This window comes from Shewanella sp. 10N.286.52.C2 (genome assembly GCF_002874545.1).
In the GTDB taxonomy this organism is placed as follows: Bacteria; Pseudomonadota; Gammaproteobacteria; order Enterobacterales; family Shewanellaceae; genus Shewanella.
On the sequence record NZ_MCTV01000079.1, the window covers coordinates 15,690 to 37,914 of the forward strand.

The 22,225-nt window shown below is 40.6% G+C and carries 18 protein-coding genes; 11 read left to right on the forward strand and 7 right to left on the reverse strand.

The genetic code is table 11. The annotated features are described in order from the left end of the window. The first annotated feature begins 11 nt into the window (after window positions 1–11). The 8 genes from BCU94_RS19015 to lpxM all read left to right on the forward strand — a co-directional run bounded on the left by BCU94_RS19015 (window position 12) and on the right by lpxM (window position 10,499). Entirely contained in the window at window positions 12–1,409 is a 1,398-nt protein-coding gene (locus BCU94_RS19015; RefSeq protein WP_102477241.1) for an FUSC family protein, read from the forward strand. 379 nt (window positions 1,410–1,788) lie between these two features. Then, window positions 1,789–3,483, forward strand: coding sequence for a hypothetical protein (locus BCU94_RS19020; RefSeq protein ID WP_198589307.1), 1,695 nt, complete (start codon window positions 1,789–1,791; stop codon window positions 3,481–3,483). A 239-nt stretch (window positions 3,484–3,722) separates the two neighbouring features. After that, the gene (locus tag BCU94_RS19025; RefSeq protein ID WP_102437889.1) at window positions 3,723–4,208 is read left to right on the forward strand and encodes an acyl-CoA thioesterase; all 486 of its coding nucleotides are present in this window, start codon (window positions 3,723–3,725) and stop codon (window positions 4,206–4,208) included. A 117-nt stretch (window positions 4,209–4,325) separates the two neighbouring features. Beyond that, a complete protein-coding gene (locus tag BCU94_RS19030; protein WP_102437887.1) occupies window positions 4,326–5,198 on the forward strand; it encodes an NAD(P)-dependent oxidoreductase in 873 nt (290 codons plus the stop codon). 497 nt (window positions 5,199–5,695) lie between these two features. Beyond that, the gene (gene pheS / locus BCU94_RS19035; protein ID WP_076536230.1) at window positions 5,696–6,679 is read left to right on the forward strand and encodes a phenylalanine--tRNA ligase subunit alpha; all 984 of its coding nucleotides are present in this window, start codon (window positions 5,696–5,698) and stop codon (window positions 6,677–6,679) included. A gap of 15 nt (window positions 6,680–6,694) precedes the next feature. Continuing rightward, a complete protein-coding gene (gene pheT, locus BCU94_RS19040) occupies window positions 6,695–9,082 on the forward strand; it encodes a phenylalanine--tRNA ligase subunit beta (protein WP_102477242.1) in 2,388 nt (795 codons plus the stop codon). Window positions 9,083–9,086: 4 nt separating this feature from the next. Continuing rightward, complete coding sequence (gene ihfA, locus BCU94_RS19045) at window positions 9,087–9,386, forward strand: integration host factor subunit alpha (protein WP_102437883.1); 300 nt, start codon at window positions 9,087–9,089, stop codon at window positions 9,384–9,386. Window positions 9,387–9,563: 177 nt separating this feature from the next. Beyond that, window positions 9,564–10,499 (forward strand): lauroyl-Kdo(2)-lipid IV(A) myristoyltransferase, encoded by a 936-nt coding sequence (gene lpxM, locus BCU94_RS19050; protein ID WP_102437882.1) that lies wholly within the window; start codon window positions 9,564–9,566, stop codon window positions 10,497–10,499. A 95-nt stretch (window positions 10,500–10,594) separates the two neighbouring features. Here lpxM and BCU94_RS19055 read toward each other — a convergent pair whose 3' ends face one another. The 6 genes from BCU94_RS19055 to BCU94_RS19080 all read right to left on the reverse strand — a co-directional run bounded on the left by BCU94_RS19055 (window position 10,595) and on the right by BCU94_RS19080 (window position 16,264). After that, window positions 10,595–11,725: a cupin domain-containing protein gene (locus BCU94_RS19055; protein WP_102477243.1), complete on the reverse strand. Its 1,131-nt coding sequence runs from the start codon at window positions 11,723–11,725 to the stop codon at window positions 10,595–10,597. Between the two features lie 80 nt (window positions 11,726–11,805). Next, complete coding sequence (gene purB, locus BCU94_RS19060) at window positions 11,806–13,176, reverse strand: adenylosuccinate lyase (RefSeq protein ID WP_102437878.1); 1,371 nt, start codon at window positions 13,174–13,176, stop codon at window positions 11,806–11,808. 55 nt (window positions 13,177–13,231) lie between these two features. After that, entirely contained in the window at window positions 13,232–13,852 is a 621-nt protein-coding gene (gene hflD / locus BCU94_RS19065; RefSeq protein ID WP_076536241.1) for a high frequency lysogenization protein HflD, read from the reverse strand. Between the two features lie 3 nt (window positions 13,853–13,855). Further along, window positions 13,856–14,974 carry a tRNA 2-thiouridine(34) synthase MnmA gene (gene mnmA / locus BCU94_RS19070; protein WP_102477244.1) on the reverse strand — a complete coding sequence of 373 codons (1,119 nt, stop codon included), beginning with the start codon at window positions 14,972–14,974 and terminating at the stop codon, window positions 13,856–13,858. A gap of 120 nt (window positions 14,975–15,094) precedes the next feature. Next, a complete protein-coding gene (locus tag BCU94_RS19075) occupies window positions 15,095–15,571 on the reverse strand; it encodes an NUDIX hydrolase (protein WP_102437909.1) in 477 nt (158 codons plus the stop codon). A 39-nt stretch (window positions 15,572–15,610) separates the two neighbouring features. Beyond that, entirely contained in the window at window positions 15,611–16,264 is a 654-nt protein-coding gene (locus BCU94_RS19080; RefSeq protein WP_102477245.1) for an rRNA large subunit pseudouridine synthase E, read from the reverse strand. 282 nt (window positions 16,265–16,546) lie between these two features. Between BCU94_RS19080 and BCU94_RS19085 the strand changes: the two genes are divergently transcribed. Beyond that, window positions 16,547–18,772, forward strand: a complete 2,226-nt coding sequence (locus BCU94_RS19085) for an NADP-dependent isocitrate dehydrogenase (RefSeq protein WP_102437872.1) — start codon at window positions 16,547–16,549, stop codon at window positions 18,770–18,772. Between the two features lie 359 nt (window positions 18,773–19,131). On the opposite strand, the gene cspD is transcribed toward BCU94_RS19085, so the two are convergent. Next, entirely contained in the window at window positions 19,132–19,338 is a 207-nt protein-coding gene (cspD, locus tag BCU94_RS19090) for a cold shock domain-containing protein CspD (protein ID WP_055024439.1), read from the reverse strand. A 193-nt stretch (window positions 19,339–19,531) separates the two neighbouring features. Here cspD and clpS point away from each other — a divergent pair, with 193 nt between their 5' ends. Together clpS and clpA are read left to right on the forward strand one after the other, a co-directional pair. Then, window positions 19,532–19,840, forward strand: a complete 309-nt coding sequence (gene clpS / locus BCU94_RS19095; protein WP_102437870.1) for an ATP-dependent Clp protease adapter ClpS — start codon at window positions 19,532–19,534, stop codon at window positions 19,838–19,840. Window positions 19,841–19,898: 58 nt separating this feature from the next. Beyond that, entirely contained in the window at window positions 19,899–22,157 is a 2,259-nt protein-coding gene (clpA, locus tag BCU94_RS19100; protein ID WP_102437868.1) for an ATP-dependent Clp protease ATP-binding subunit ClpA, read from the forward strand. The last annotated feature ends 68 nt before the right edge of the window (window positions 22,158–22,225 follow it).

Consider the following 22,225-nt stretch of genomic DNA (forward strand, 5'->3'; position numbering starts at 1 on the left):
ATAGAGTGAGAATGTGTATGCTCAGTTTACCCGTTAAGGAAGCGATAAAAGTTTCTGTCTCTGTCGGTATAGCAATTGCCTTAGCATTGTTTTTTCAATGGGAAAAACCGTATTGGGCTGCTATTACCGTTATTGCCATTGCTTCAAATGAAACTCTTGGGCATGGCTTACACAAAGGTAAAAACCGCCTTATAGGTACAGTTTGCGGCGTTAGTGTGGCGTTATTTCTGGTGAGCTTTTTTGCCCAGACTCCGATGTTATTCATTGGTTGTTTACTGTTGCTTTTGGCTGTTAGCGTGTGGTTTGCTGATAATTTGCGTTATGGTTATGCATTTACCATGGGCTTTACTGTGTGCACTATTGTTGCGGTAATGGGAGGCTTTAATGGTGAAGCTTCATTTGATATTGCGGTTTTACGAATACAAGATAATTTACTTGGAGTGCTAGTTTATTCAATTGTTTATCGTTTTATTTGGCCTTTAAACACTGAATCTTTATTCTTTAGCAGCGTTGACTCTGCGTTAAATGCTTTTCATAAAATAGATAACGCGCTTAACGAGGCTGCAAAAAGTGCTCATCATGATAATATTCAAGACTTATTAGTCGATGCACAATTACTGATTGATAAATTAAGTGACTTGATCAGTATGCCATTGAGTTCCAGTTATAAACTTCAACATGAAAAAGATAAATGGACTGTCATAGTCGATGGTTTTTCTCACGTTCTGCAGCATAGCAAATCCACCATCAAGTTGTTATCCAGTGATAAACCCAATGATGATAAGTTGCAACAGTTAGGTTATTTTTCCCAAGAAATTAAAATGCTTGATAATGCCATTAATGGCGAAAAGTTAGATGTTGAAATTTTAGCTAACTACTGGAAGCAAGAGAGCATAAAGCCCCAAAACTCGAAAGAGGCTGTAAAAGAAAATTTATTGAAAGTGAGAATTAACAGAGTTATAAAGGCGGTTGCAATAGCCTCAACTTGTTATGGCGCATGGATATATTTTGCCTTACCTGGTGGTATTTTTATCCCTATGTTTGGTTCAATTTTTGCCAATATAACAGTCAGTTTACCATTTCCTTTAATGAAGCAGGTGATATTATCTGCACTGCTATGGGGAGTGTTTTTTTTACTGCAATATATTTTTATAATGCCCGCATTTACAGAGCTTTGGCAGTTAGTTGGTTTTTATATGATTAACGTTTTCCTCATTTGGGGACTTTTTCCAAAGCCTGCAATGATGCTAGTGCGTATGCTAGGTGGCAATTTACTTATGGTAATGACTATGAGTGCATTACATTTAACGCCTAGTTATGACATTAATACGCCATTGCTGATACTGGTCATATTAATGATTACCGTGATTGTTGCACGTTTCTATAATCAATTATTTATGCTCAAATAAGAGAAATAAGATTTCCTCATGACGCTCAATACAGCATTGAGCGTCATTAATAGCCTCGAATTTACATTCTTTTATATATAATTCCAGTTTAACCCCCTAATCCTTCTATTGGTTTTGATCCGTTTTTATTTTATCTACTTAGGTAATTTTGATGCTGATTTGCTGTTTATCTCAGTAGTGGTTTTTATTCATGTAGGGTTTAATCCATCAATAGCGATTAAATATCTAATAAATAAACACATACAATATTCCCATTGAACGGAAAAAGCGCGTTAGCCAATAACGTTTGCTGAACTTGCATTATGTTTTTCCGAAATTTGAATCAGGAAATGATTCGATAACTTATTTGCCATAGATTGGCTTTCAAAGGGTACTATTAATGAATCAAACGCTATTTTGTTCACTTAATCATTTTTCTACTTCTCGCTGTATTCTAAAAGCAATACCAATAGCCATATTGTTAACACTCTCAAACGTAAGTTATGCGCAGGAAAGTATTTTTGTTGAAGATAAAAACAACAAACAACTCATTAATTCAGCGGAGCAAAATGTTTTTCAACAATACGGCGTTTCAGAAGATATTTTGAAATTAGGCTTAAGCTCGCTGTCACTAGGTGATCAGCAAGTTGAGCGTGTGGTTAGAACCTTGGAAGTCGGCGATAAGGTAAAAAGTTCAGATGTGTTTTTGGTTCAAAGTACAGATACTCGCGGTAATATTGATCTGAGAATTAAATATGACCAATCTAAATTAGATGATAATGAGGATGTCATAAAAACTATCGAACAAATAACTAAAACAGAATATCGCTTGAAAAATTACATGGAAAGTTATGATAAGTCTTCCGTCGTTGTTGATGAGATATCTGCCAATGAAATAGAAATAAGCTTTAATTACTCTAAATATGGTTTACCGCAAGATATTGCTTATTTTCGTTTTATGCGGGTTAAGCTTACTGTAGTAAATGGTGTTGCAACCAAAATGGTCATGACCAATTCAAAACCATTTGATTTTGATGCGTTTAGTGTCGAACATTATCGTCAAGAAGTTGATTTAATGACACTGGTTAACGGACACACAGCCATTGCAAATAAAGTGATTCACGCTACTGGTAAAAAAGGTAACAAAGAAGCAAGTTATCACGCAACTATCAAGCCCGTGGCATTTTATGATGATGAACATGGTGCATTAGTTTTTGATGAAGCGTCATTAAAAATGGTTTCTGATCCGCGCATTCGTGAAGAAAAGGTCGATTTAGATAGACTCTTTCCGTTAATGAGTGATTTAGTTCGCCAGCAAGGTATTGATGTGCCACTGCCATTTGGTTTTTCGGTCGCTTATCGAAATCAAGATATGGATTTTGGTTTTGATAGTTTTAATATTATGGGGGTAGATTTGGATGAATGGTTTGATCCATCGAGCTCAGTTGGCACTGTTAATGCTGAAAGTTATTCATTCAGAGCTGATGTCAATATTTTACCGTTTTGGAATATATATGCTTTAGTGGGCAAGGTGAATGTGGATGCAGTCGTTGATGCCCAATATACCGGAAAACTTAAAGATGTGTTTGAAGATAAGCTCGGGGTTATCGGTGGCAGTTTGGCATGCAGTTTATTAGAAAATCAGGGCGCTGATTTATGCTCACCAGGAAGAGTCGAAGTGCCGCTACATTTAGAATATGATCTGGCAGGTTTGGGGACAACGCTTTCTGTCGGTTATAAAGAATTTTTTGCATCTGTTACTGCAACTTACTCTAAAACTCGTCTTGATGGCCAGGATTGGGGAGATGGTATTGTGACTATCCAGCCAATGCTTGGTTATCAATTCCTTGAGTCGCGAGCACAAATTTTTATCGGCGCAGAATATCAAGGCCTTAAGCCTTCGATGACTGGTAATTTAGGCGATATATTGGGAACCGGTGAAGACTTTACTTTTGATGTGGGTGTAGGGTTAGAACAATGGGCTTATTTAGTGGGTTTTAATAAACAGATAGGTCGTCATTTAAATTTGACAGGGCTGTACAATAAAGGTGAAACAAGAAGTTCATTTACTTTAAATTTAGGTTATCGTTTTTGATGTATTCAGTGGTAATTCAAGAGCCACCCATTAGCTAACCCTTTATAGTGTCAGTTTTAGTAAGCACAACTTTTTTAAGTTGTGCTTTTTTGTTTTTTGAAACGCAGCAGTATTTTTTTGAACTACCAAATAGCAATTAAGTACTCTTTCATCAAATATTTTCATTTAGGCATAATTTTTACTCATTTCTTTGATTAATTATCGTAAACTGACATTAATTAGCTGAATTAGGAGTCGTTATGGCCGGATTAGAAAGAGAAATTACCTTAAGGTTTTTAGCTGAACCTGCAGATGTGAACTTTGGCGGCAAAGTGCATGGTGGCGCGGTGATGAAATGGATTGATTTAGCTGCATATGCTGGTGCTGCAGGTTGGAGTGGTAAATATTGCATTACCGCTTATGCTGGTGGTATTCGTTTTGTAAAGCCTATCCATGTGGGCAATATTGTTGAAGTAAGCGCCAAAGTTATTTATACCGGCACATCGTCCATGCATTTTGGTATAGCGGTTAAAGCGGGTGACCCTAAAGAGCCTGAACGTCATCTTACTACCCATTGTATCGTGATTATGGTCGCAGTTGATGATGATGGTAAACCTACATCAGTACCTGAGTGGGTCCCCCAAACAGATGATGATATTCGTTTGAGGGATTCAGCATTACGTTTAATGGATATGCGCAAAAAAATTGGCTCTGAAATGGAAGCCCATGTAAAACCGGCTTTGTAATCAATGTATTAGCCAAAATTCAATCGCTTACTCATAAAGCCTGACTCGTTTTGGCTTGTAGCACAATCAACACTATTTTTAATAAACAACCACAATAATAATGAACGAAGGAATGATATGGCTAAAGTAGCATTTATCGGCTTGGGCGTGATGGGATACCCAATGGCAGGGCATTTGGCTAACCAAGGGCATCAAGTTACGGTTTATAATCGCACCACAGCAAAAGCGCAGCAATGGGCAGCGCAATATTCTGGTGAGTTAGCATTGACCCCAAAACTTGCGGCAGTAGAGCAAGATATCGTGTTTACTTGTGTGGGTAATGATGACGATCTTCGCCAAGTGGTTTTAGGGGAAGATGGCATTGTTCATGGGATAAAAGCTGGTGCAATTTTGGTCGATCACACCACCGCATCTGCCGATGTTGCTCGTGAACTGGCAGCCGTGCTTGCTAAGCAAGAGGTTGAGTTTCTAGATGCGCCCGTATCAGGTGGTCAAGCCGGTGCTGAAAATGGCGTGTTAACTGTGATGATGGGCGGAAAAGAAGCCGTTTTTAACCAAGTAAAACCGGTCATTGAGGCCTATAGTCGCTGCGCAGAATTATTAGGGGAGGTTGGCGCGGGCCAGTTAACCAAAATGGTCAATCAAATCTGTATCGCAGGAGTGGTGCAAGGGCTTGCCGAAGGGTTACACTTTGCTAAAAGTGCAGGTCTTGATGGTTTAAAAGTGGTTGAGGTGATCAGCAAGGGCGCAGCTCAAAGCTGGCAAATGGAAAATCGTTATCAAACCATGTGGCAAGGTGAGTATGACTTTGGCTTTGCCATTGACTGGATGCGTAAAGATTTAGCTATTGCTTTAGATGAAGGGCGTCGTAATGGTAGCCAGTTACCAGTTACTGCCTTAGTGGATCAATTTTATTCTGAAGTACAAGCCATGAAAGGTAACCGCTGGGATACTTCAAGTTTGTTAGCGCGTTTAGAAAAAAACCGCTAGACGCTCTCAATGGTGATAACTTATTAGCCATTGCACAATTTTGTCGTTTAAGTTGCGAATTTAGTTTGTTGGTAACATAAAAGCTCGCTGGTATTTAACATTGCCAGTGAGCTTTTTTGTTATCGTATTAGCCCTTGGTATTTGTAAAAAATTCAATAATTTACTATCACTTGTTGTAATAATGTTCATTGGTTCTCAAGGTGATTGATTAGCTTATAAGCATTTGCTGCTCATAAATGGCGCTTAAGTTAATAGGTCGTTAATTTGTATTAAATTATACTATCGAAAATATAAATTCGATTTAATTTAAATGCCGCATTTTACTCAATAAAATCGTAATAAATGCTAGTAAATTAAGCTTAGCTAACGTAAAATTCCAGCTTTTGTTTTACCCCCATGCTTTAGGCATAAAGTTGACTTTGTGCCTAGACTACTATGTCGCCTGATAATCAGGCGCCCAATAGCATTTGATATGCAAAAATGCAGTGGATGAGAAAATGCAGCAGTTAACAGAGATCGTAGAACAAGCCTTAGAAGTAATAGGTAAGGCCAGTGATCTAAAGACACTGGATGATATCCGTGTCGACTACCTTGGTAAGAAAGGTAAGATCACTGACATGATGAAAATGATGGGTAGCTTAAGTCCAGCAGAGAAACCTGCCTTTGGACAAGCAGTCAACCAAGCTAAGCAAGCGGTACAGAAGCAACTTTCTGAGCGTATTGAAGGCTTAAAGGCTGCTGAATTAGAAGCGCAACTTATCGCAGATAAAATCGATGTAACCTTACCAGGTCGTACGCTTGAAATGGGCGGTTTACACCCAGTAACACGTACGATTGAACGTATTGAAACTTTCTTTGGCGAGCTTGGTTTTACCACTAAGCATGGTCCTGAAATCGAAGATGACTTTCATAACTTCGATGCATTGAATATTTCTGAGCATCATCCAGCTCGTGCTGATCATGACACCTTTTATTTCAATCCAAAAGTGATGTTGCGTACGCAAACTTCAGGGGTACAAATTCGTACCATGGAGCATGAAAAGCCACCTTTACGTATCATTTCTCCAGGTCGTGTTTATCGTAACGACTACGATCAAACTCACACGCCAATGTTCCACCAAGTGGAAGGTTTGTTAGTTGATGAAAAAGTTAACTTTGCAGAGCTGAAAGGCATTTTGCATGACTTCTTACGTAACTTTTTCGAAGAAGATTTAGAAGTGCGATTCCGTCCATCTTACTTCCCGTTTACTGAGCCTTCAGCTGAAGTTGATGTTATGGGTAAAAACGGTAAGTGGCTTGAAGTATTAGGTTGCGGCATGGTGCACCCTAATGTCCTTCGCAGTGTCGGTATCGACCCAGAAAAATACTCTGGTTTTGCTTTTGGTATGGGTGTTGAGCGTTTGACTATGCTGCGCTACGGTGTTAACGACTTACGTGCCTTCTTTGAAAACGATTTACGTTTTCTTAAGCAATTCAAATAACGGAGCAATATAAAGATGAAATTCAGTGAATCTTGGCTTCGTGAATGGGTTAGCCCATCTGTAAGCCGTGAAGAATTATCACACCAAATCACAATGGCCGGTCTTGAAGTTGACGGTATTGATGCCGTTGCAGCCGAATTTAGCGGTGTGATTGTTGGTGAAGTGGTTGAGTGTGGTCAGCATCCAGATGCTGACAAATTACGCGTAACTAAAATTAATGTTGGCGGCGATGAGTTAATTGATATCGTTTGCGGTGCACCAAACTGCCGTTTAGGCTTAAAAGTTGCGGTAGCAATGGTTGGGGCAGTGCTACCTGGCGATTTTAAAATTAAAAAAGCCAAACTACGCGGCCAGCCATCATTTGGTATGTTGTGTTCATACGGTGAGATCGGTATTGATATCGAAAGTGACGGTATTATTGAATTACCTGCAGATGCGCCGATTGGTAAAGATATCCGTGAATATCTTCAACTAAACGATGCCATCATCGACGTTGATTTAACCGCTAACCGTGCAGATTGTTTAGGTATGGCAGGCTTAGCGCGCGAAGTTGGTGTATTAAACCGTCAAGCGGTTGCTGAGCCGACGTGGGATCCTGTTACTGCAACTATCGATGATAAAGTTGAAATTAACGTTATTGCAGCAGATGCCTGTCCTCGTTATTTAGGCCGTGTGGTTAAGAATGTAAACTTAGCGGCAGCAACGCCTTTATGGATGCAAGAGAAGTTACGTCGTAGCGGTATTCGCTCAATCGATCCCATTGTAGATATTACTAACTACGTATTGATTGAATATGGTCAGCCAATGCATGCGTTTGATTTAGCAGCCTTAAATGGTGCTATTCAAGTGCGTTTAAGCGACGGCGTTGAAAAGCTTACTTTACTTGACGGTAACGAAATTACAGTACCAAGTGACACCCTAGTGATTGCTGACGATAAAGCAGCCGTTGCCTTAGCGGGTGTATTTGGCGGTGAAGCGTCAGGCGTAACTGCAAAGACCCAAGATATTTTATTAGAGTGCGCATTCTTTGCGCCTTTAGCCATTATGGGTAAATCGCGTCGCTTAGGCTTACACACAGATGCATCACACCGTTTTGAACGTGGTGTAGACCCAGAGCTTCAACATAAAGTGATGGACCGAGCTACGCGCTTAGTACTTGATATTTGTGGTGGTGAAGCAGGTCCTGTTGCTGAAGCAGTGTCTGAAGCGCATTTACCTAAGCCGGCTCAAATCACTTTGCGTCGCAGCAAGTTAGACAAAATTCTTGGTCATCATATTCCTGATACTGATGTAACAGAAATTCTTGAGCGTCTTGGATTTACTGTTGCAGTAACTGCTGACGCTTGGAATGTGACCACGGCAACATATCGTTTTGATATGGCCATTGAAGAAGATTTAATCGAAGAGGTTGCCCGTATTTATGGATATAACAATATCCCAAATATTGCACCTGTTGCTTCATTAAGTATGTCTGATCACAAAGAAGCGAATATTCCATTAAGCAAAGTGCGCAGTGTATTAGTGGCGCGCGGTTTCCAAGAGGCGGTGACCTATAGCTTTGTTGATCCTAAGTTACAAAACATTGTTCATCCAAATGAGCCAGCAATGATTTTACCGAATCCTATTTCGGTTGAAATGTCAGCGATGCGTTTATCGATGTTCACCGGTTTGTTAACTTCTGTTGGTTATAACCAAAGTCGTCAACAAGGTCGCGTACGTTTATTTGAAACCGGTTTACGCTTTGTTCCTGATGCCAAAGCAGATTCTGGTGTTAGACAAGAAGCTATGATTGGTGCAGTAATTTCTGGTGTTCAAAATGATGAACATTGGTCAATGGAATCTAAAACTGTCGACTTCTTTGATTTAAAAGGCGATTTAGAATCAATAATCGGCTTGACAGTTTCGACTTCTGAATTTACTTTTAGAAGTGCAACACATTCAGCTCTTCATCCAGGGCAATGTGCTGAAATATTGAGAAATAATCGAGTCATTGGTGTTATAGGTGCTATCCATCCGAGTTTGGAGAAGCCTTTTGGCCTTAATGGCAAAACAATTGTTTTTGAGTTAGAACTGGACGCTTTACTGCAAGCCAGTTTGCCGCTAGCCCAGGCTGTATCTAAGTTTCCTGCTAATCGACGTGATATTGCAGTCGTTGTAGACGAAGAAGTTTCTGCAACTAATGTTATGGATTTGATAAGAAAAGTTGGCGAAAATCAGTTGGTTGGCTTAAACTTGTTCGATGTATACCGGGGTAAAGGTGTTGACGCTGGCAAAAAGAGCCTTGCAATCGCACTTACATTACAAGACATTACTCGTACACTTGAAGAAAAAGACATCACTGAAACTGTTGATTCAGTTGTCTCGGCACTTAAGAGCGAGTTCAACGCATTGTTGAGGGATTAAAAGTATGGCACTTACCAAAGCCGAAATGGCAGAACATCTTTTCGAAACACTTGGCATGAATAAACGTGTAGCCAAAGAGATGGTTGAGTCTTTCTTTGAAGAGATTAGAGAAGCACTTGAAAGTGGTGAGCAGGTCAAGTTATCTGGCTTTGGAAACTTTGATTTGCGCGATAAAAACCAAAGACCGGGAAGGAACCCAAAAACTGGTGAAGATATTCCTATTTCAGCTCGCCGTGTAGTGACGTTCCGTCCGGGACAAAAACTCAAAACACGTGTTGAAGAAGCAAATGCTGAAAAGAAGTAGTTTCACTGTTTAATAAAAAAGCCACTCATTGAGTGGCTTTTTTATTTTAACAAATTAAGCAAGATTCAAAGTAGCAATTTTACAATATTCAGATGTTGTCCCGCTGATAAATTGGTATTATGGCCAATTCCTTAGGCTCTTTGTTTCACTGTGTTAATGTAATCTTTGAGGTTTCTTTTGGCTAGACAAGCAAAACATTTCGATCGTCGCTTTACCCTATCTTTATTGCACCCGAAATATTGGGGTACATGGCTAGCCATTATGGTGTTATTTATGTTTGGGGTGATGCCTGCTTGGTTGCGAGATCCTATAGCGCGACTATTAGCCAAGCTGGTACTGTCTTATGCGAAAAAACCCATCAATATTGCGCGTATCAATATTCAAACATGTTTTCCTGAGAAGTCAGCGACTGAGGTGGATGAGTTAATTAACGCCAACGTCGATATGTTTGTTTTAACCTTGGTATCTCAAGCTGAATTATTAATTCGCTCAGATGCGCATCTAAGGCGTCGAGTCAGTATTACAGGTTTTGAACATGTGCAAGCCGCGCGTGATGCTGGCCAGCCGATTATTTTTATCATGCCCCATGTATGGCCGATTGATTATGCCGGGCTGCGTTTAAATATCGAACTGCCTATGGTTACCATGGCCAAAGCTCATAATAACGGCTTATTCAATTGGTTTAGTAATCGACTACGCAGTAGTAAGAATGGCCGCGTTTACATGCGAGAGGCGGGCATACGCGCGCTAATCACTGAATTAAAGCAAGATAATAGCTTCTTTTATTTACCAGATGAAGATTTAGGTCCTGAGCAAAGTGTATTTGCTCCATTGCTGGCAACAGAAAAAGCCACCTTACCGGTAGTAGGGCGTTTAGCGCAAGCAGGTAAGGCGCAGGTTTTACCGGTAAAAATTGGTTACGACAAAGCAGCTTACCAGTTTAAGTTGACCGTGATGCCGCAAGTTAAGCCTGAAGATATGCAAGGTAAGGATAACGAAGCCATTGCTTTAAATAAAATGGTTGAGCAAGTTATTCAAGCTTACCCTGAGCAATATATGTGGTTTTTGAAATTCCTTAAAACCCGTCCAGAAGGACAAGCAAAAATCTATTAATTTGAATAACTAATAAACCAAAAAAGCACTCGATGAGTGCTTTTTTTGGTTAAAGGAAAATTAGTGTGGCGCTAAGATGTCACTTTAATTAACGGTTACTCTGAAAAGTAATACCAACCTTGATTGATAAGCTGGGTTAATACCGTCATGACTTGCTGATCATTGAGCCAGTTTTGAAGCTGCGATTGAGTGAGTAGGTGATTATTGGCGATCTCGGCGATGATGTCTTGTTCAATCCCTGCGGCGCAAACCACTTCACCATTGATATACAACTGCGCTTGGGTATCAGCCTCTAGGCTTAATACCTTTAAGCCGCCAATACGTTGCATGTTAGCGCCATCTTCAATGGCTTCCTTAACATCTGTTGTTGAAATTGGCGCTTCAAAGGGATTGATATCGAGTTCAAAACGATTTTGGCTGAGTAACTTACCTAGCATAGTTTGGTATTGGGCAGGATCAGTTGCTAATTGAGCCAGTAAATCCATGATCCCTTGCTGCTGAGTTTGACTGACTAGGCCATGGCTTGCAGCTTCTTCGCTAGAGGTAAATCTATGTTGGCCAGCACTGTTATCAATCAGCGAATCAGCCAACTCAGTTAATAACTCTTGCTGACTTGGCGCTCTAAAACCAATAGAATAACTCATTGCAAGACTTAAGGTTTCACCGCAATGAGGGTAGCCTGGCGGAATATATAACATATCGCCTTTGCTGAGCACCACATCAATAATGGGTTCAAAGTCATCTACTAATGGACTTGATGGATCTCCACCACGGCATTGATGTTCGCCATTATGGCCCACTTTCCAGCGGCGTTCCCCTTCTCCTTGGATCAAGAACACATCATAATTATCAATATGTGGCCCAATGCCGCCTTGTGGGGTGGCAAACGATACCATTAAGTCATCAAAACGCCAATCAGGTAAAAATCTGAATGCTTCAACCAGTGGTTGAGACTCCGGATACCAATGGTTTACCGCTTGTACAAGTAACTGCCATTTGTCATCGCCATGTTCGTCATAGTCTTCAAACGGCCCTTGAATCACTTTCCAGTCATCGGTTTCAGTTTTAACGATGCGAGAAGAGATATCTTCTTCCATGGCTAGGCCTGCAAGTTCATCGGCCGATATTGGATCTTCAAATGCCTTAAAGGCATTTTTGATGACTATAGGTTTTTGTTGCCAATATTTACTGATGAACTCAGCAGTATCAAAATTTAATGTATACATAGTATTAAAAAAGGCGGCAATCCTTATGGAACTGCCGCCTATCCTTATTCAACAATCAATAGTTGTTATTGAGTGGAAGATTATTTTAACTCGTCAACAAATGCTTCAGCACGACCAATGTAGTTGGCTGGCGTCATTGTTTTAAGTTCAGCTTTAACGTTATCAGGTAACTCTAGACCATCGATAAAGACTGCAAGTTGATCGCCGTCGATACGCTTACCACGGGTTAACTCTTTTAATTTCTCGTATGGCTTTTCAATGCCGTAGCGACGCATCACTGTTTGTACTGGCTCTGCTAATACTTCCCAGTTTTTATCTAACTCAGCGCGAAGGTTTGCTTCATTCACTTCAAGCTTGCTGATGCCTTTCATTGTTGCTTGATAAGCAATTAATGAATGCGCCATACCAACACCTAAGTTACGCAATACTGTTGAGTCAGTTAAATCTCGCTGCCATCTTGATACAGGAAGCTTTGCGGCTAAATGCTGCATTAACGCGTTAGCAATACCTAAGTTACCTTCAGAATTTTCAAAATCAATTGGGTTAACTTTGTGCGGCATGGTTGATGAACCAATCTCGCCAGCGATAGTGCGTTGCTTGAAGTGACCTAATGCAATGTAGCCCCAAATGTCACGATCGAAATCGATTAAGATGGTGTTGAAACGGGCAATAGCATCAAATAACTCAGCGATGTAATCATGGGGCTCAATTTGAGTGGTGTATGCGTTCCAGTTAATACCTAAACTTGTCACAAAGCGTTGTGACAGCTCATGCCAGTTAACTTCTGGGTAAGCAGAAAGGTGAGCATTGTAGTTACCCACAGCGCCATTGATTTTACCCATGATTTCTACTGCATTGATTTGGTCTAGTTGGCGTTCTAAACGAACGGCAACGTTAGCCATTTCTTTACCCAGCGTAGAAGGCGAAGCCGGTTGACCATGTGTACGTGACATCAATGGTACTGATTTGTTGTCTCTTGCTAATTGCTTAAGCGCATTGACAATTTCTAGACACTGAGGCGCTAATACTAATTCACGTGCTTCTTTAAGCATTAATGCGTGAGATAAGTTATTAATATCTTCAGAAGTACAAGCAAAATGTACGAATTCGTCGATTGCAACTAATTCAGCGTTATCTGCAATTTGTTCTTTGATGAAATACTCAACCGCTTTAACGTCATGGTTAGTGGTTCTTTCAATCGTTTTAACGCGCAAAGCGTCTTCTTCACTGAAGTTATCCTTGATGCTATCTAGTAACGCTAATGCGTCTTCACTAAATGGCGGAACTTCTTCAATCTCTGGGCAACTTGAAAGTAGTTTTAACCAGTTAATTTCAACTTGAACACGGTATTTTGTTAAACCGAATTCGCTGAAAATACCTCGTAGAGAGGTGGTTTTACTACCGTAACGACCGTCTATCGGCGAGATAGCTGTCAGTGCAGAAAGATCCATTTGAAGCTCCTTGATGAACTTTTATTGTAAGTTGGAATATTTGTAGGGTGAATCGTTAATTATTTTTACGGCTACTGATAGCGGTATCCACAATGGCTTTACGGGCAAAAACTAAGTGACGACGTTTGCCACCCAGTTGACGCCATAAAACGGCACTGCGCATCGCTGCTAGCAATAAAGCACGAATTTTTTGTTGTACTTGCGGTTGTTGTAAATAAGCTGGATTCCCAGAAATTTGCAATTTAGGTCCCAGTTCACTGATGGTATCACTGTAAATACTGGCAAGACTGGCGATGATTTGTTCATCAGTAATCGCAAAATGGTGTAGTTGTCGATGCACTTGGTTGATGCGTTCAGCTAACATGCCTAAGCCATTTGCTGAGCGAGCCAGTTTGCGCTCCAGTGCTAACATACCAACAAGGTAGCGGGTGGTTTCCACATCCTTGCTATTACCATCACCCAATTGGTTTTCAATGAGCTGATAACCTTTATTAAGTGCTTGCTTATCGGTATAGATATCACTAATAGAATCAGGATCTGTGACCATGATGGTGTTCAGACTTGCAGCAAGTGCGCTTTCATCTGAATCACCATGACGAGCAATATGTTGTACTTGAGCAATAGCTTGTAATATTCCGGCAAACGCCATAGTGCGTTCAAATAAGACTTGGCTCACAGACTATCCTCTAATTAAACAATCAATGATTCCGCCGCCAAGGCAGACTTCACCATCATAAAATACTGCAGATTGCCCCGGCGTTACCGCAGCAACGGGTTCATCAAAAATAACCCTTAAGTTACTGTCATCATCATAAGTCACAGTGCAGTGCACATCTTGCTGACGATAACGAGTTTTAACGGTAATTTTTGCTGGTGCGCTTGGGCCTTTGCGGTCAACCCAATGTAATTGATTGACCAACATGCCAGTAGACATTAACCGTGGATGCTTACCACCTTGGGCCACAACGAGCACATTGCGGGTTAAATCTTTATCAACCACATACCAAGGATCATCGTTACTATTTTTCAAGCCACCAATACCCAGACCTTTACGCTGGCCTAGTGTGTGGTACATCAATCCTTGGTGGGTACCAATCACTTCACCTTCATCAGCGGTTTCAATATCACCAGGCTGAGCAGGTAAGTAGGTTGCTAAAAAGTCAGTAAACTTGCGCTCACCGATAAAGCAGATGCCAGTACTGTCTTTTTTATCATGGGTGATTAAGCCCATTTCTTTGGCGATATCACGAACTTGGTGTTTTTCTAATTCGCCCACAGGGAATAAACTTTTAGCCACTTGCTCATGACTAAGGGTATAGAGGAAATAACTTTGATCTTTATTGCCATCAACACCACGTAACATTTGAGTTCCGTCAGCACTGTCATAACGGCGAACGTAGTGGCCCATAGCAATATAGTCAGCATCAAGAATTTCGTCAGCGAATTCTAAAAATGCTTTGAATTTGATTTCTTTGTTACAGATGATATCGGGATTTGGGGTACGACCTGCTTTATATTCCGCTAAGAAATACTCGAAAACATTGTCCCAATACTCTGCCGCAAAGTTAACTGTATGAAGTTTAATGCCTAATTTATCACAGACGGACTGGGCATCTATTAAGTCTTCAGAAGCCGCACAATACTCATCGGTATCATCTTCTTCCCAGTTCTTCATGAACAATCCTTCTACTTGGTAGCCTTGCTGCATAAGCAAATACGCAGAAACAGAAGAATCTACACCGCCGGACATGCCAACGATGACTTTTTTACCATTTGGATTGGGAGTACTTAATGTCATAAAACCTAGAAACCATGAGTGTTTGGGTAGTTAGAGATCATAATGTGGTCGCCGTTAGTGCATTTCAAGTGCGCTGACAAATGAACCTATAAATCTCCAAAATGTGCGGCGCATATTCTATCATGCATTATTGGTTGCGGCTATGATCTGCAGTTCACTATTAATCAGTGATAATGGGCTGTGGGGTTTATGTAAATAGTCTTCAATAGATTTGAGTACTAATGGGCTGCGAAGTTGATTTTGACGGGCTTTTACCTGTTCTATAGTTAACCAATGGCAGGCACTAATAGCAGGATCTATTGGGGTGCATTCAACGCATTTGTTTACTTGTGCGCAAAAAGTAAATCGCATAAAAGACAATGCGTTTGATGCACTAAATTGGTAGATGCAAACGAGTGCCGAAATAGTAATATTTAATCCGGTTTCTTCTTTTACTTCCCGAATGCAGGCATCAATGATGGTTTCATTGGCTTCTAAATGCCCTGCAGGTTGGTTAAAGCGCACTTCACCATCAATAATTTCTTCAACTAATAAAAATTTATTATCACAATGGATAACACAAGCAACAGTGGTATTGGGTTTATAACGTGGTTTCACCATGACTTATCCTATTGCCTAAAAATCTTGTGTGACAGATTAACTTTCTTGTTTGTGGACTTTATATTCACCACAATTAATGTCATCTAAACTCCATTGACCTATTTTATAGCGAATTAATCTTAAAGTAGGGTGGCCGATATGCGCGGTCATGCGTCTCACTTGTCGGTTTCTGCCTTCACAAATTTGAATTTCTAACCAGGTTGTTGGAATAGACTTTCGCTCACGCACTGGCGGGGTTCGCTCCCAAACCGCAGGTTCATCGATTACTTTTGCTTTTGCTGGCAAGGTCATGCCATCTTTTAGTTCAACCCCTTGGCAGAGTGCTTTTATTGACGCTGCATCTGGCTCACCTTCAACTTGAGCCCAATAAGTCTTAAAGGTTTTCTTTTTCGGCTGGGTCAATTTCGCCTGCAGCTTACCGTCATTAGTGAGTAGCAATAAGCCTTCACTGTCTCTATCTAAACGTCCTGCAGCATAAACGTCTTTTACTGGAATAAAATCTTTTAAGGTTTGGCGACCAGATTCATCGGTAAATTGACATAAAACATCAAAAGGTTTGTTAAACAACACAATTACGGGATCGGATACTGGCTTAGCTACTGGGCGTTTAAAGCCTTTTTTCATTGGGCGAGTTGATGTTGGGGATGCAAATTTATTACTGAAACGTTTTGGTTTGCCATTGACTGACATATAAAAGCCTTTAATGATGAAATTGATTCATTTTGTATAGTTTACTCGGCATTGGGCCTTAGTGGAATTTGAATCTTGCACATAATGGTCTATGATGTTGGCCTAAAAATGTGATCTGTACCCGTTTTTAAAAAACAAGCAGCCACTATTTATTTTTCAAATTTCATATGGATTTGTGCCGCAAAATTACACTTTAACAATAGATTAAAGGTCTTTTTAGGTAGATACTTATTACAATAATAATTTATAAAAACTATTTATTTCAATAATGTAGGAAAAAGCATGAAAGATAATTCTCCAACGATCATTTATACTGAAACTGATGAAGCCCCCGCATTAGCTACGCTGTCATTACTCCCTATCATCCGCACATTTACCAATGCTGCAGGTGTAAAAGTCGAGACTAGAGATATATCTTTATCTGGCCGTATTATTGCTAACTTTCCTGAAAAGTTAACTGCAGAGCAAAAAATTGCTGATGCACTCACTGAGTTAGGCCTAATGGCAAATACGCCTGAAGCTAATATTATCAAGTTACCTAACATCAGTGCGTCAATTCCACAGTTAAAAGCCTGTATCGCTGAACTTCAAGCGAAAGGTTACGACATACCAAACTACCCAGATGAGCCATCTACTGATGCAGAGCGTGAATCTCAGTCACGTTATGACAAGATTAAAGGCAGTGCAGTAAACCCGGTATTGCGTGAAGGTAACTCTGATCGCCGCGCGCCAACATCGGTAAAAAATTACGCTAAGAAAAACCCGCATTCAATGGGTAAATGGGCAAGTGATTCAGCATCACACGTTGCGCATATGAATGAAGGTGATTTTTACGGTAGTGAGCAATCAGTCACCCTGACTGATGCTGATACTGTAGATATCGTGCTAACCCAAGCAGATGGCCAAAAAGTAGCTTTGAAAACGGGCTTATCTTTATTAGCCGGTGAAGTAATTGATACCGCAGTAATGAGCAACAAAGCTTTAGTTGCCTTTTACGAGCGAGAAATCGAAGCGGCTAAATCTGAAGATGTACTATTGTCATTGCACCTTAAAGCAACAATGATGAAAGTATCAGACCCGATTTTATTTGGTCACGCTGTAAAAGTTTTCTTTAAAGAGGTTTTTGACAAGCACCAAGTGCTGTTTGATGAATTAGGCGTTGATGTTAACAATGGTTTTGGTGATGTATACGCAAAAATTGCCACATTACCAGAAGCCCAGCGCGCAGAAATCGAGGCTGATATTGCTGCGGTTTATGCTAAACGTCCAGCATTGGCGATGGTTGATTCAGATAAAGGCATCACTAACTTACACGTACCAAGTGATATTATTATTGATGCATCTATGCCTGCAGCTATTCGTTCTTCAGGTAAAATGTGGGGCCCAGATGGCCAACTTAAAGACACCAAAGCAATGATCCCTGATCGTTGTTATGCCGGTGTGTATCAAGAAACAATTGCATTTTGTAAAACCAATGGCGCATTTAACCCAACCACAATGGGCAGTGTGCCAAACGTCGGTTTGATGGCTCAAAAAGCCGAAGAATACGGTAGTCATGATAAAACATTTGAAATTGCACAAGCAGGTGTTGTTAACGTTGTTAACCGTGCTGGCAAGGTGTTGATGACGCATAATGTTGAAGTTGGTGACATTTTCAGAATGTGCCAGGTAAAAGATGCACCAATCCGCGATTGGGTTAAGTTAGCAGTTCGACGTTCACGTTTAAGTGCCACGCCTGCAATTTTCTGGTTAGACAGTAAGCGTGCTCATGACGCTCAATTAATCACTAAAGTTGAAGCTTATCTTCAAGATCATGATACTGACGGCTTGGATATACAAATTCTTGCACCAGTAGAAGCAACTCGAGTGACACTCGCTCGCGTTAAACAAGGTTTAGATACTATTTCTGTAACGGGTAACGTACTGCGTGATTACCTGACTGATCTATTCCCAATTCTTGAATTAGGCACTAGTGCTAAAATGCTATCAATTGTGCCGTTAATGAATGGCGGTGGCTTATTTGAAACAGGCGCGGGTGGTAGTGCACCTAAGCATGTTCAACAAGTTGAGAAAGAAGGCCATTTACGCTGGGATTCACTGGGTGAATTTTTGGCATTAGCGGCTTCTTTAGAGCATTTAAGCCAAACAGCAAATAACCCTAAAGCACAGGTGCTAGCGGATACGTTAGATATTGCTATCGGCCAATTCCTTGATAGCAATAAATCACCTTCACGTCGTGTTGGTGAGCTTGATAACCGTGGTAGTCACTTTTATTTAGCCATGTATTGGGCTCAAGCTGTCTCAGTGCAAACTGTTGATACGGAATTAGCTGCGCAGTTTACTGAACTTGCTGAGTCGCTAACATCTAACGAAGCGGCAATTGTGGCGGAATTGAATGCATCACAAGGCCCTGCTGTTGATTTAGGTGGTTACTACCGTTTAGACGCAGCAAAAGCTGAAGCTGCCATGCGTCCAAGTGCATTACTAAATCAATTTATTACACATTAAGCGTTTTTTTGTGGCTAAATTGAAGGCATAAAATTGATGCCGTAAAGCAGAGGGCTTGCTCTCTGCTTTTTTGTGCCTGTTTGCCGCCATAGCCAGTTCGACTGATTTTAATCGCACTCAGTTAATGGGATAAGCTTTCAAGGCTTGAATACTGAAACTAGGCTCAGTGAGATTTAGCCTCTGTCAGCAAATTTGTTAACGCCGGAGGTTGAAGTTGCTTAAGTTAAGATGAATTGAACCTCAGTTTTATTTACGATTAGGTGTTTTTTTGGGCAAACAGTTTAATATTTACTTTTTATTTGCCCAATAAAAAAGGCAGAGATTAAAATCTCTGCCTTTTTGATTTATAGTTTCACCGACTATTTTGTTGGTGAAATGGCTGAAGCATGCATGCCCTTTGGGCCCTGCTCAGTTTCGAAATCGACAGGCTGACCCGCTTTTAGCGTTCTGTAGCCTTCCATTTCAATAGTTGAATAATGTGCAAAAACATCTTCGCCACCCTGATCTGGGCATATAAACCCGAATCCTTTGGCGTTGTTGAACCATTTAACAGTTCCGCTTGCCATACTTCCACTTCCTTCTGTTGCCTACTTACCAGTAAGATAGTAAAACTTATTAAGAGCGGTCTACATGTGCCGCCTGCAAACAGAATGAAATTTGTACGAAAAGATGTCAAGTAAAAATTAACAAAATGACAACATTTAATTAATTTAATAATATCAATTGGTCTTGTACCAAACTAGAGGCTAGTATTAACACATGGGTAGATTAGGCAGCGTAGAGCACACTAAAGAGCGTGTTGAATCGGAGCTACAACCACCTTCAATGTATAAGGTCGTGTTAAATAACGATGATTACACACCGATGGATTTTGTTATTGAAGTGCTTCAACGCTTTTTTAACAAGGATGAACAGCAAGCCACAGACATCATGTTGGCTATCCATCACCAAGGTAAAGGAATATGTGGTGTTTTTTCATTTGGGATCGCTGAAACCAAAGTCTTACAAGTAAATCAATTTGCCAGAGAAAACGAACATCCGTTGCTGTGTACATTAGAAGCCGCATAGTGAACTTGCTGTTCACAACCGGTAACTCTGCAGTATTTGAGTATTTTTAGGGGGTGCTATGCTAAACAAAGATCTTGAAGTCACCTTGAATCTCGCTTTTCAACAAGCTCGAGATTCACGTCATGAATATATGACAGTAGAACATTTATTATTAGCATTAATTAATAACCCATCGGCTAAAGAAGCACTATTAGCCTGTGGTGCAGATCTGTCTCGTTTACACGAGGAAGTATCTAACTTCATCCAACAAACAACCCCATTAATCGCTGACACCACAGAAGAACGTGAAACTCAGCCTACCTTAGGCTTTCAACGTGTGCTTCAGCGTGCAGTATTTCATGTGCAGTCATCAGGTCGTAATGAAGTCACAGGTGCCAATGTCTTAGTTGCTATTTTTAGTGAGCAAGAGTCTCAGGCTGTATATTTACTGCGTCGCTGCGAAATAACGCGTTTAGATGTGGTTAACTATATCTCCCACGGTTTACCAAAAGACGATAGTGACGAAGAGATAAATAACCCAGAAGCCAGCGAAGAAGGCACTGAAGCCGGTGAAGATAGAAGTTTATTGGCTCAATTTGCTACAGACTTAAATCAATTATCTAAAGATGGGGTCATAGACCCACTCATTGGCCGTGATGATGAAGTTGAGCGTGCGATTCAAACCTTATGTCGTCGTCGTAAAAATAACCCATTATTGGTCGGTGAGGCTGGTGTGGGTAAAACAGCCATTGCTGAAGGTTTAGCCTACCGTATCGTTAATGAGCAAGTACCTGATGTTATCAAAGATGCTACTGTGTATTCGTTAGATTTAGGCTCATTACTCGCGGGCACTAAATACCGTGGTGATTTTGAAAAACGCTTTAAAGGGCTATTAAAAGAGCTGGCCAAAAATGAACATGCGATTTTATTTATTGATGAAATTCATACCATCATTGGTGCAGGTGCCGCTTCAGGAGGGGTAATGGATGCCTCAAATCTGTTAAAACCTTTGTTATCCAACGGCTCACTTCGATGTATGGGCTCAACCACATTCCAGGAATACCAAAGTATTTTTGAGAAAGACAGGGCTTTAGCCCGTCGTTTCCAAAAAATTGATATTAACGAACCTTCGGTTGCTGAAACCACTAAGATTTTACTGGGACTTAAATCAAAGTATGAAGAACATCATGGGGTTCGTTACACTCAGGCTGCAATCAGTTCTGCGGCCAGCTTGTCAGCTAAGCACATTAATGACCGTCACTTGCCTGACAAGGCCATTGATGTGATTGATGAGGCGGGCGCTAGAATGGTGATGCTGCCAGCTAGCAAACGTAAAAAAACCATCGGTCAGCCAGAAATTGAAGCCATTATTGCCAAAATAGCACGTATTCCTGAGAAGTCCGTATCGTCTACTGACAAAGATTTACTTAAGAACCTTGAACGTAACCTTAAGATGTTGGTATTCGGGCAGGACAAAGCCATTGAGGGCCTTAGCTCTGCCATACGTTTATCTCGAAGCGGCTTAGGTGCAGAGAAAAAGCCTGTGGGCAGTTTCTTATTTGCCGGCCCTACTGGGGTGGGTAAAACCGAGGTGACTAATCAGTTGGCATCATGTTTAAACATGAAGCTTATCCGTTTTGATATGTCTGAGTATACCGAAAGACATACGGTTTCACGTTTAATTGGTTCACCACCCGGTTATGTCGGTTACGAGCAAGGCGGTTTACTTACTGATGCCGTAATTAAAAACCCGCATTGTGTGGTGCTGCTAGATGAAATCGAAAAAGCTCACCCTGACATTTATAATTTGCTGTTGCAAGTCATGGATCACGGTACCTTAACCGATAATAACGGTCGCAAAGCAGACTTTAGAAATGTGACCTTGGTGATGACCACCAATGCTGGCGTTCAAGAGTCTATCCGTACTTCAATAGGCTTTAAGCAACAAGACAACAGCCTTAATGCGATGTCAGAAATTAATAAAGTGTTTTCACCAGAGTTTCGAAATCGTTTAGATTCGATTATTTGGTTTAATCATCTTGATATGACCATTATTGCTAAGGTTGTCGATAAGTTCCTTATTGAGCTGCAAGCGCAGTTAGATGAGAAGCGTGTCACCCTCGAGGTCACTGATGAAGCGCGCACTTTATTAGCTGAAAAGGGTTACGATAAAAATATGGGCGCTCGCCCGATGAGCCGTGTTGTTACTGAGTTAATCAAACGACCATTGGCTGATGAAATCTTATTTGGCAAGCTTGAAGCTGGTGGAATAGCAAAAGTTGATGTCAAAGATAATGAGCTGGTGATCAGTTGCGAATGTGAAGAGAAAGTCTCTTAAACCTTGTTAATTATTTGGCTCAAATAAAAATGGCTATCTGTTTTCAGATAGCCATTTTTTCTTGACGT

Excerpts from the sequence above, each read along its gene's own strand:
- BCU94_RS19015 (WP_102477241.1), top strand. The coding sequence starts at position 12 with ATGTGTATGCTCAGTTTACCCGTTAAGGAAGCGATAAAAGTTTCTGTC.
- BCU94_RS19020 (WP_198589307.1), top strand. The coding sequence starts at position 1,789 with ATGAATCAAACGCTATTTTGTTCACTTAATCATTTTTCTACTTCTCGC.
- BCU94_RS19025 (WP_102437889.1), top strand. The coding sequence starts at position 3,723 with ATGGCCGGATTAGAAAGAGAAATTACCTTAAGGTTTTTAGCTGAACCT.
- BCU94_RS19030 (WP_102437887.1), top strand. The coding sequence starts at position 4,326 with ATGGCTAAAGTAGCATTTATCGGCTTGGGCGTGATGGGATACCCAATG.
- pheS (WP_076536230.1), top strand. The coding sequence starts at position 5,696 with ATGCAGCAGTTAACAGAGATCGTAGAACAAGCCTTAGAAGTAATAGGT.
- pheT (WP_102477242.1), top strand. The coding sequence starts at position 6,695 with ATGAAATTCAGTGAATCTTGGCTTCGTGAATGGGTTAGCCCATCTGTA.
- ihfA (WP_102437883.1), top strand. The coding sequence starts at position 9,087 with ATGGCACTTACCAAAGCCGAAATGGCAGAACATCTTTTCGAAACACTT.
- BCU94_RS19055 (WP_102477243.1), bottom strand. The coding sequence starts at position 11,725 with ATGTATACATTAAATTTTGATACTGCTGAGTTCATCAGTAAATATTGG.
- purB (WP_102437878.1), bottom strand. The coding sequence starts at position 13,176 with ATGGATCTTTCTGCACTGACAGCTATCTCGCCGATAGACGGTCGTTAC.
- mnmA (WP_102477244.1), bottom strand. The coding sequence starts at position 14,974 with ATGACATTAAGTACTCCCAATCCAAATGGTAAAAAAGTCATCGTTGGC.
- BCU94_RS19080 (WP_102477245.1), bottom strand. The coding sequence starts at position 16,264 with ATGTCAGTCAATGGCAAACCAAAACGTTTCAGTAATAAATTTGCATCC.
- BCU94_RS19085 (WP_102437872.1), top strand. The coding sequence starts at position 16,547 with ATGAAAGATAATTCTCCAACGATCATTTATACTGAAACTGATGAAGCC.
- cspD (WP_055024439.1), bottom strand. The coding sequence starts at position 19,338 with ATGGCAAGCGGAACTGTTAAATGGTTCAACAACGCCAAAGGATTCGGG.
- clpS (WP_102437870.1), top strand. The coding sequence starts at position 19,532 with ATGGGTAGATTAGGCAGCGTAGAGCACACTAAAGAGCGTGTTGAATCG.
- clpA (WP_102437868.1), top strand. The coding sequence starts at position 19,899 with ATGCTAAACAAAGATCTTGAAGTCACCTTGAATCTCGCTTTTCAACAA.